The organism is Prosthecobacter sp. SYSU 5D2, assembly GCF_039655865.1.
Classification (GTDB): domain Bacteria; phylum Verrucomicrobiota; class Verrucomicrobiia; order Verrucomicrobiales; family Verrucomicrobiaceae; genus Prosthecobacter.
In genome coordinates this window covers 18,913-27,427 of the sequence record NZ_JBBYXL010000020.1, presented here as the reverse complement: position 1 = coordinate 27,427, position 8,515 = coordinate 18,913, and the positions used below count along the sequence as shown (strand labels likewise).

8 protein-coding genes are annotated in these 8,515 nt (G+C 61.3%); 3 read left to right on the top strand and 5 right to left on the bottom strand.

Going from position 1 to position 8,515, the window contains the following annotated elements; genetic code table 11:
- On the bottom strand, positions 1-495 hold a 495-nt coding region (locus WJU23_RS23490), incomplete at its 3' end, for a transposase (RefSeq protein WP_346335079.1).
- 110 nt (positions 496-605) lie between these two features.
- Here WJU23_RS23490 and WJU23_RS23485 point away from each other — a divergent pair.
- The gene (locus WJU23_RS23485) at positions 606-1,646 is read left to right on the top strand and encodes an L-threonylcarbamoyladenylate synthase (RefSeq protein WP_346335078.1); all 1,041 of its coding nucleotides are present in this window, start codon (positions 606-608) and stop codon (positions 1,644-1,646) included.
- Between the two features lie 75 nt (positions 1,647-1,721).
- Positions 1,722-2,723: a tRNA (adenosine(37)-N6)-threonylcarbamoyltransferase complex transferase subunit TsaD gene (tsaD, locus tag WJU23_RS23480; RefSeq protein ID WP_346335077.1), complete on the top strand. Its 1,002-nt coding sequence runs from the start codon at positions 1,722-1,724 to the stop codon at positions 2,721-2,723.
- Between the two features lie 179 nt (positions 2,724-2,902).
- Here tsaD and WJU23_RS23475 read toward each other — a convergent pair whose 3' ends face one another.
- Together WJU23_RS23475 and hemW are read right to left on the bottom strand one after the other, a co-directional pair.
- Complete coding sequence (locus tag WJU23_RS23475; RefSeq protein WP_346335076.1) at positions 2,903-4,876, bottom strand: bifunctional aldolase/short-chain dehydrogenase; 1,974 nt, start codon at positions 4,874-4,876, stop codon at positions 2,903-2,905.
- Positions 4,877-4,969: 93 nt separating this feature from the next.
- Positions 4,970-6,079: a radical SAM family heme chaperone HemW gene (gene hemW, locus WJU23_RS23470; protein ID WP_346335075.1), complete on the bottom strand. Its 1,110-nt coding sequence runs from the start codon at positions 6,077-6,079 to the stop codon at positions 4,970-4,972.
- 104 nt (positions 6,080-6,183) lie between these two features.
- On the opposite strand from hemW, the gene WJU23_RS23465 reads away from it, so the two are divergent.
- Positions 6,184-6,555: a DUF2237 domain-containing protein gene (locus WJU23_RS23465; RefSeq protein WP_346335074.1), complete on the top strand. Its 372-nt coding sequence runs from the start codon at positions 6,184-6,186 to the stop codon at positions 6,553-6,555.
- A 26-nt stretch (positions 6,556-6,581) separates the two neighbouring features.
- On the opposite strand, the gene WJU23_RS23460 is transcribed toward WJU23_RS23465, so the two are convergent.
- Together WJU23_RS23460 and WJU23_RS23455 are read right to left on the bottom strand one after the other, a co-directional pair.
- The gene (locus WJU23_RS23460) at positions 6,582-8,321 is read right to left on the bottom strand and encodes a tetratricopeptide repeat protein (RefSeq protein WP_346335073.1); all 1,740 of its coding nucleotides are present in this window, start codon (positions 8,319-8,321) and stop codon (positions 6,582-6,584) included.
- A gap of 71 nt (positions 8,322-8,392) precedes the next feature.
- On the bottom strand, positions 8,393-8,497 hold the full coding sequence (locus WJU23_RS23455; RefSeq protein WP_133796641.1) for an AURKAIP1/COX24 domain-containing protein: 105 nt from the start codon (positions 8,495-8,497) through the stop codon (positions 8,393-8,395).
- Positions 8,498-8,515: the final 18 nt, after the last annotated feature.

Sequence of the window (8,515 nt, the reverse complement as noted above, 5' to 3'; positions counted from 1 at the left end):
GCGTTTTTTGATGGCGGCGAGCTTCTCCTGCGCGCGGTTTTCCAGGCCCTGGCGGCGGAGTTCGGCGAGGTCCTGCCGCAGCAGTCCGACGTAGGTTTTACTGTAGAGGATGGCGAGATGCTCCATGAGTTTTTCTTCGCCCTGCGGCCCGGAGAACCGCTCCAGCCAGAGGTCTCTTTTCGGCACCTCGACCAGCAGGTGGAAGTGATTGCCCATGATGCAATACGTCACGAGCTTCACCCCGCAAAAGTCTGCCAGCCGCCACATCAGCCGCTTGAGCGCCTCCTTTTCCACGTCATCGAAGAAGACCTCGCCGCCGCAGGTCCGTGACATGACGTGGTAACAATAGCTCTCATAAGGGCCTTTGCCGACGATCCGTTTGCGTCCGCCTGACCAGGAGCGCGCGGCAGGATAGGGAGCCGTCTTGGCATTCACGCCCACGAGCTGCGCCTCCAGCGCATCGTGTTGCGGATCAGTGGTTTGAGTCGCCTTCATACCCCGATGCATAGCATCAAAGCCGTCATCGTCAACAATTGTATGCCTGGCATAAAGTAAATGTGTGTGCCACTTGCAATTGGATGGTTTTGGCCCAAACGTAAATGTTCATGCCTACGACCATCCTGCCGACCGATCAGCCACCGCTCTTGCATCATGCCGTGGAGGAAGCGGTGCGCCTGCTGCAGGCGGGGGAGGTGGTGGCATTGCCCACAGAAACGGTTTACGGCCTGGCCGCCGATGCCCTGAATCCTGCCGCCGTGGCCAAGGTCTTCGAGGCGAAAGAGCGCCCGTCTTTTGACCCTCTCATCGTCCACCTGCCCGACCGCAAGATGCTGGAGACCGTCGCGGACATCCCGGAGGACGTGCATAAAACCATCATGCGCCTCATCGAGCGCTACTGGCCCGGCCCCCTCACACTCCTGCTGCCGAAGAAAGCCTGCGTACCTGACATCGTCACCGCCGGCCTGCCCACCGTGGCCGTCCGTATCAGCAGCCATCCCATCTTTAAAAGGGTGGCCACCGCGCTGAACAAACCCATCGCCGCACCGAGCGCCAACCGCTTCGGAGCCATCAGCCCCACTTCGGCCAATGCCGTCCTGGCGGAACTGGACGGCCGCATCCCCCTCATCCTGGATGGCGGGGCCTGCCTGCACGGCCTGGAGTCCACCATTATCAAAGTGGAACCCGGCAGCCCGAAAAACATGATCACCATCGTGCGGCCCGGCCCCATCACCCCGGAGGAGCTGAAGCTCTATGGCCGCCTCCAGCGCATGACCCGCAACGTCGTGGACGATGCCACCGCTAGCGAGGCCCCCGGCCAGCTCGCCTCCCACTACGCCCCCCGCACCCCCTTGCGCCTGCTCAGCAAGCCGTCCGACTTCATCCCCGTGGAGGGCAAAACCTACGCCCTCATGAGCTATCGCGGCGAGGAAAAAGACGGCTACCTGGACCTTACCGACTGGAAGGAAATCATGATCCTCAGCCCCGGCAACGGCAAACTGCCCGAGGCCGCCGTGCGCTTCTTCTACGTCATGCGCGAGCTCGACAAACTCGGTGTGGATGAAATCATCGCCGAGCCCATGCTCGAGCACGGCATGGGCGTCGCCATGATGGACAAATTGCGCCGCGCCTCCACACGCACCGCCTAACGGCCTTTCCTCCAGGCAGCTTAACGACCGCATTCTCCTTTCCCGCTCGCTCCGCCCAGCCCTGTCCAGCCTCCCATGCACATCCTCGCCATCGAGTCCTCCTGTGATGAGACCGCAGCGGCCATCTGCACGCCTGACGGCAGCCTGCTCGCCTCCCGCATCGCTTCCCAGGCGGACATCCACCGGCTCTACGGCGGTGTGGTACCGGAGGTCGCCTCCCGCAACCACATCCTCCACGTCCGTCCCCTGGTCGAAACCGTCCTGGCTGAAGCCCGGCTCACCCTGCCAGACATCTCCGCCTTCGCCGCTACCAGCGGCCCAGGCCTCGTCAGCTCGCTATTGATCGGCACCAGCATGGCCAAAGCGCTGGCCGTTGCCGAAAAAAAGCCCTTCCTCGCCGTCAACCACATGGAAGGCCACCTGCTGTCCCCTTTCATGGGCGGCCAGGGTCCCGTGCGCCCCTGCGTGGCCCTCATCGTCAGCGGCGGCCACACCATGCTCGTCCAGGTGCGCAGTGTGGGCGATTATACTTTGTTAGGCCGCACCCGCGACGATGCCGCTGGCGAGGCCTTTGACAAAGTCGCCAAAATGATCGGCCTGCCCTACCCCGGCGGCCCGGAAATTGACAAACAGGCCCGCCAGGGAAATCCGCACGCTTACACCTTCCCTCGCAGTTTCATGGATGGCCAAAGCCTGGAATTCAGTTTCAGCGGCCTCAAGACCGCCGTGCTTTACGAGCTGCCCAAACTTGACCTCGAAAACCCCGCCGTCCTCGCCGATGTCTGCGCCAGCGTGCAGGAGGCCATCATCAGCGTTCTGGTGGAAAAGCTCGTCCTCGCCGCCCGCCTGACGGGCGAGACCCTTGTCACCGTCAGCGGCGGCGTCAGTTGCAACCGCGGCTTGCGGGAAAAGCTCACCGCCCGCTGCGAAAAAGAAAACCTCACTCTACTCCTCGCCCGGCCAGACCTCTGTACCGACAACGCCGGCATGATCGCCTACGCCGCCGCCCAACGTTTCCAGTTAGGCCATACTTCCGCACTTGAGGCCGACGTGGACCCAAATTTGCCTCTGGTTTAGCTGCCCCCACCAAACTCAGAAAGCCCGTCGAGCCGCACACCAGGCGGAAAAAACCCGCCGCATGGATGCTCGAACACAAACCATCTCTCCTGCCGGTGAGAGGAATTCATTTGTGGATTGGAGAGAGGCCGTCCACCGGAAATGCCGCCTCTCAGGCCATGCCATAGCAAGGAAGACCCTTAAATCACCCGGTCATTCCCGCCATCCACAGGGATCTGGGCACCGGTGACTTTGGCGAACAACGGCGAGGCCATGGCGGAGACCATGTTGCCGATGTCCTTGCTCTTGATCTCCACCTTCATGAGGTTCTTGGTTTTGTACTCATCCACGGTCATGCCATAGCGCTCGGCGCTGCGCTGGAGGGCTTCGGGGGTCCAGAGCTTGGTATCGAACACGGCATCCGGGTGGACGATGTTGACACGCACTCGGTAAGGCGCAAGCTCCAGGGCGGCGACGCGGCAGAGCTGGGTGAGGGCCGCCTTGCTGCATGAATAAGCGGAGGCACCGGGGCCGGGGGCTTTAAAGTTGCGGCTGCCGACGAAGATGATGCTGGCATCCAGGCCGAGTTTAACAAAAGGGATGACCTTGTTCATCAGCTTTTGATGGCTGGTGAGGTTGATGGAAATGGTGCGGTCCCAATCGTTCTGCTGCATCGTATCCAGCGGCTCGTTCTTGGGGAAAATGCCCGCGTTGGAGACGACGATGTCAATGCCGCCGTATTCGCGCACAACGAACTCGATGGCTTCCTGCACGGGCTTGTCCTCGGTCAGGTTCACGACGATGCCCACGCCGCCGATCTTCTTCATGATCTCCGGGATGTCCTTGTCAATGTCCAGACCCACCACCTGCGCGCCCTGCTCGGCCAGGCTTTCAGCGATGGCGAAGCCAATGCCAGCGGCACAGCCGGTGACGAGGGCGACCTTGCCCTGATGGACTTTGCGGGCGGGGCCTTTGCGAAGCTTGGCCTGCTCCAGTTCCCAGTATTCGATTTCAAAAATGTCCTTCTCCGGAAGCGGCTCCCAGCCACCCACGGCCTCCGCGAGCTGCACAGTGGCCAGGGTGGATTCGGCGATGTCGGCGACGATTTTGGCATCCTTTAACGTATCGCCAAAACTCACCACCCCCTGGTCTGGCCAGATAGCGAAACGAGGCGCGGCATCCAGCATGGTGTGGCCGCTGGCGTTGCGGTCAAAGTAAGCTTGGTAGTCATCCGCAAACTTCTGCACAGAAGCGGCGATGTCCTGGCCAATGAAGGCGGGGGCGCGTTTGGTGCGGATGCTGTGATCTGGGGTCAAAGGTCCGCGTGTGCCAAAGGTGGCGACGTTTTCCAGGCCGGCATAACCCACGGCTTCAGCACTGGCATTGAGCCGGGCGATCTGGGGAACGCCGCGAACTTTGGAGACGGCCTGGCGCAGGCTGGCCAGGGCCAGGAGGTCTTCGCTGGCGGGCTTGCTGGCATGGGCTGAGCCGCCGCTTTTTTTGGCGAGGTATTCTTCGGCCATCGTCACCATCTCGATGTGCAGCTCGTAGCTTTTGCGGGCATCGTCATCGAAGGTGAAAAGGCCGTGCTTCAGCAGGACCATGCCCTGGATCCCTTCGGCGCGCAGGTCGCGCCCGGCGATGAGATCGGCGATGGTTTTGGCCAGGATGAAACCGGGCATGACATAGGGAACGATGATCACACGGTCACCGAAGACTTCCTTTACGCGGGCTTCACCTTCGGCATTGCAGGTGAGCGCGGAGATGGCGTTGGCGTGGCTGTGATCCACAAACCGGAACGGCAGGATGGCATGCAGGATGGCCTCGATGCTGGCCGCCGGGGCATTTGGATTGGTCATGGCGGCACGCTGCTGCAGCACCATGTCCGCATCGCTCATCGTCGGCAGTTTGGACATCTTGACCAGCGCGTCCTGGCGGACCGGAGAAAAACCTTCGCGCTCAATGGTAGCCAGGTCCCAGCCGCTGCCCTTCACATAGCAAAGGTCCACGTCATCGCCGAAGAAATCCTTCTCCGTGACTTTCACCGAGGTATTGCCACCGCCATGCAGCACCAGGGCCGGATTGCGCCCCAGCAGGCGGCTGGTATAGACGCGCTGGCCCAGCAAGTCGGTTCCAAAGGTGGCGGCTTCTGTTTCGTTCCAAAGGCTTTGCATGATTGGGAAAAGGAAAGCTCAGACTTCCGGTGGATGCGGCGGGGGTGCAAGGGGATTTTGCCCTCCGTCTTGCCACTTGCATGATTCGAGCTGCTATCCCATGAGGGCGACGGCGATGGAATCCACAAGGGGTTTGCCGTGGCGGGTGAGGATGATGTGGCCGTCGCGGAGGGTGAGGAGGCCTTCGCTTTCCAGGGTCGTGAGCATGCGCTGCTGGTCGGGCTGGATGAGGGAAGCGGGGAGACCGCGGACGGTGCGCAGTTCCAGGCCGAAACGTTCGGTGCGGCGGCGGTCCTCGGTGAGTTCCTCGCCAGGCTGCGCGGTGGGCTGGCCGGTCTGGATGAGCTGCATGTAGGCGGCGGTATCCGGAATGTTCTGCCAGCGCTGAACACCGATGGTGGAATAGGCACTGGGGCCGAGACCGAGGTATTCTTCGCCTAACCAATAGCTCTCATTGTGCGCGGAGCGGAAGCCGGGCCGGGCGTAGTTGCTGATCTCATAATGCTGGTAGCCGGCGGCCTCCAGCAGATCGAGGGCGAGGTAAAAGAACTCGGCATCGCGGCCTTCATCCTCACGATACTGGCCTTTGCGCAGGCGCTGGAAGAACTCGGTGTCCTCTTCATAGTTGAGATTATAAGCGGAGATGTGGTCCGGCTGGAGGGCGATGGTGCGCTCCAGGGTGCCGCGCCACGCATCCAGGCTCTGTCCGGGGATGGAGAACATGAGGTCCAGGCTGACGCTGGAAAATCCGGCATTGCGCAGCAGGCGGTAGGTCTCCTCCGCATCCGCCGGGGCGTGGTCACGGCCCAGCGTTTTGAGAGTCGCCTCATCCCAGGCCTGGATGCCAAGGCTGATGCGGGTTAGCCCCTGGGAGAGCATCATGGCGGCCTTGGAGGCCGTGATGGTACGGGGGTTTACCTCACTGGTGTATTCGGTGACCTGGGAGAGATCAAAGATCTCGCGGAGGCCGGACAGGAGACGTTCCATGTGTTTTTCACTGAGCGCGGTGGGCGTACCGCCGCCGAGGTAAACGGAGCGCAGGTCCAGGCGGTCCGCGCGGGCGGCCTGCTCGCGCTGTGCTTCTGCCAGCACGGCTTCCACAAATCCGGCCATGTCAGTGCTGCCATGCTGATGCTTGTAAAAGGAGCAGTAGGGGCAGATGCGATGGCAGAAGGGGATGTGAACGTAGAGGTGCTGAATCACGGCCGGCAAGATGGCACAGATCTGCCTGGGAGTGGAGGGTTTTGAGAGGAAAACAAACGGTGAGAAATCGGGTGACGGAACGAACAATCTGTTCCTTTTGAGAGATGCCCACGAATGTACTTGGTGACGAACTGGAATGCTGCTGCCGCCAGCCGATGACGGGTTTTTATCGCGACGGCTACTGTCGCACCGGCCCGGGCGATGTGGGGCTGCACACGGTGTGTGTGCAGGTGACGGCAGAGTTTTTGGCGTTTTCCAAAGCCCAGGGCAATGACCTGACCACGCCGGTGCTGCAATGGGACTTCCCCGGCCTTGAGCCTGGAGACCGCTGGTGCCTGTGTGTAACGAGATGGAAGGAGGCCCTGGACGCCGGAGTGGCCCCGCCTGTGTGCCTGGAGGCAACGCATTCCTCTGTCGTAGAATGGGTGAACCTGGAAGATCTTCAGGCGCACGCCGTGAGCGATGACGCCGGATAAACGCCGGTCACTTTTGCCGGCCAAATTTACTGGTTGGCGCTTTTTTTCAGGCCTTCTTCAATGCGTTTGAGGATGCCCGCATCGGTCGGCTGGAGTTCCAGGGCGCGTTTGAACTGGGCCCGGGCGTTTTCCCGGTCGTTCATCTTGAGGTACACCCGGCCCAGGTGCTCGATGATTTCGGCATCCTCCGCCTGCAAGGTGGGAATGAGGCTGATGGCGCGCTGGAGCTCTTTGACGGCTTTGGCATATTCGCCTTTTTTGAAATGCCACCAGCCCAGGCTGTCCACAAAGGCGGCATTGTCAGGATGGAGCTCGTTGGCTTTCAAAATCAGCTCGCCCGCTTTGTCCAGGTGGCGCTCCAGTTCCAGCCACATGTAACCGAGGTAGTTCATGGTGTTGGCAGCCGCCTGCGCATCCTCAGCAGGGGTGAGGTTGATGGATTTTTCGAAGATGCGCCCGGCTTCATCGTGCTTGCCGCCGCGCTCCAGGGTGACGCCATACTGGAAATAAAAGCGATAGTTGCTCAGCTCCCCGCTGCCGATCTCGGCCAGCCGGTCCGCCTGCGCAAAGGATTCGATGGATTCGTCCCACCTCTCGAGGGAGCGATAGGCCAGGGCGGCATGGACGTAAAAGGTGGCCTGGTCCGGGAAGAGCTTGATGCAGCGCCGGCAGAGCTGGATGAGCTTTTCATATTGCCCGGCACGGAGCATGAGCTCTCCCAGGTAAAGATAGTCATCCCCCTCCCCGCCGCCGATCTGGATAGCAGCCTCCAGGTGGGTGATGGCACCGGCATGATTTTCCCGCGCTTCATAGGCGGCAGCCAGCATGCGATGCTGTTCGACATCGCCAGGATCAGCTTTGACGATGGCGATGAGCTGCTCCAGAGCCTTGTCTTTATCGTCAAAAGCATCATAGAGGCGGTGGAGAAGCTTGCGGGCCTGGATGTTGCCGCTTTGGGCGACGATCCTCGCGCAGAGATCACGGGCAAGCTCGAGCTGGTTGCTGAGCAGATAGTATTGGGCCACCTCCAGCTGGACAGGCTCGTTTTTGACTCCGGGGGCCAGACTCAGGGCCTTGGTGTAGAAGGCATTCACCCGGGGGACGTGTTCCTCCCTCATCTCCGTCTGGGCCAAGGGCCAGACCTGCTGGGCAGCACGGCCCAGAGTGAGCCAGAAGGAGGACTGGGAAACCTGCTGCCGGAGGGCTTTGTCCATGACGGCAATGGCCTCTTTGCGGGCTCCCTGGCTGAGGTAGGTGACAGCGGCAAAGCCGTAAACCTCAGCCTTTTTCGGGAACTTTTGCAGAGCGGTGTCCAGCGTCTGCCGGGCGCGGTCGTTTTCAAATGGGTCGTCCGGCGCATAGGTGGCGCAAAAACGGGCGAGGTTTAGATAGGCCGCGGGGTCATTGGGACTGGCGGCGACGGCTTTCTGCAAAATGTCCACAGCCACTGGCCGGCCACGGAAGCTGTAGGCCAGCTCGGCCGTATGCATGGCCAGGTCAGGATTGGCAGGGTCCACCTCCAGGGCGGCGAGATAATGGTCCAGCGCCTCGCGGAGCTTGCCGGAGTTTTCAAACTGGAGGGCGCTGGTATAATGGGCCAGGGCCTGGGCCACGAGAGCACCGTCACTCTGCAGGTGCAGGGCGGGCGGGCTGGTGAGCGGGGGGAAAGACAAATCTGCCTGCTCAGGGGGCTGGGTGCCCGCTCCGTGGAGCGGGACGATCAGTCCGAGCAGGCAGAATTGAAGCCGGCGGCAGCGTGCAGACATGGTGCTTCCGTGAGCGAATCGAGCTTTTCTCTTCGCGGAACGGAGGCACATCATGTGACCTAGGCTAGCGCTTAGGACTTATAGCGCAAACGCTTCTTGTGACGGTTCGCGCGCATGCGCTTCTTGCGCTTGTGCTTGTTGATCTTCGTCTTTCTGCGCTTTTTCAGCGATCCCATGTCTGTATTCTCCTGTGT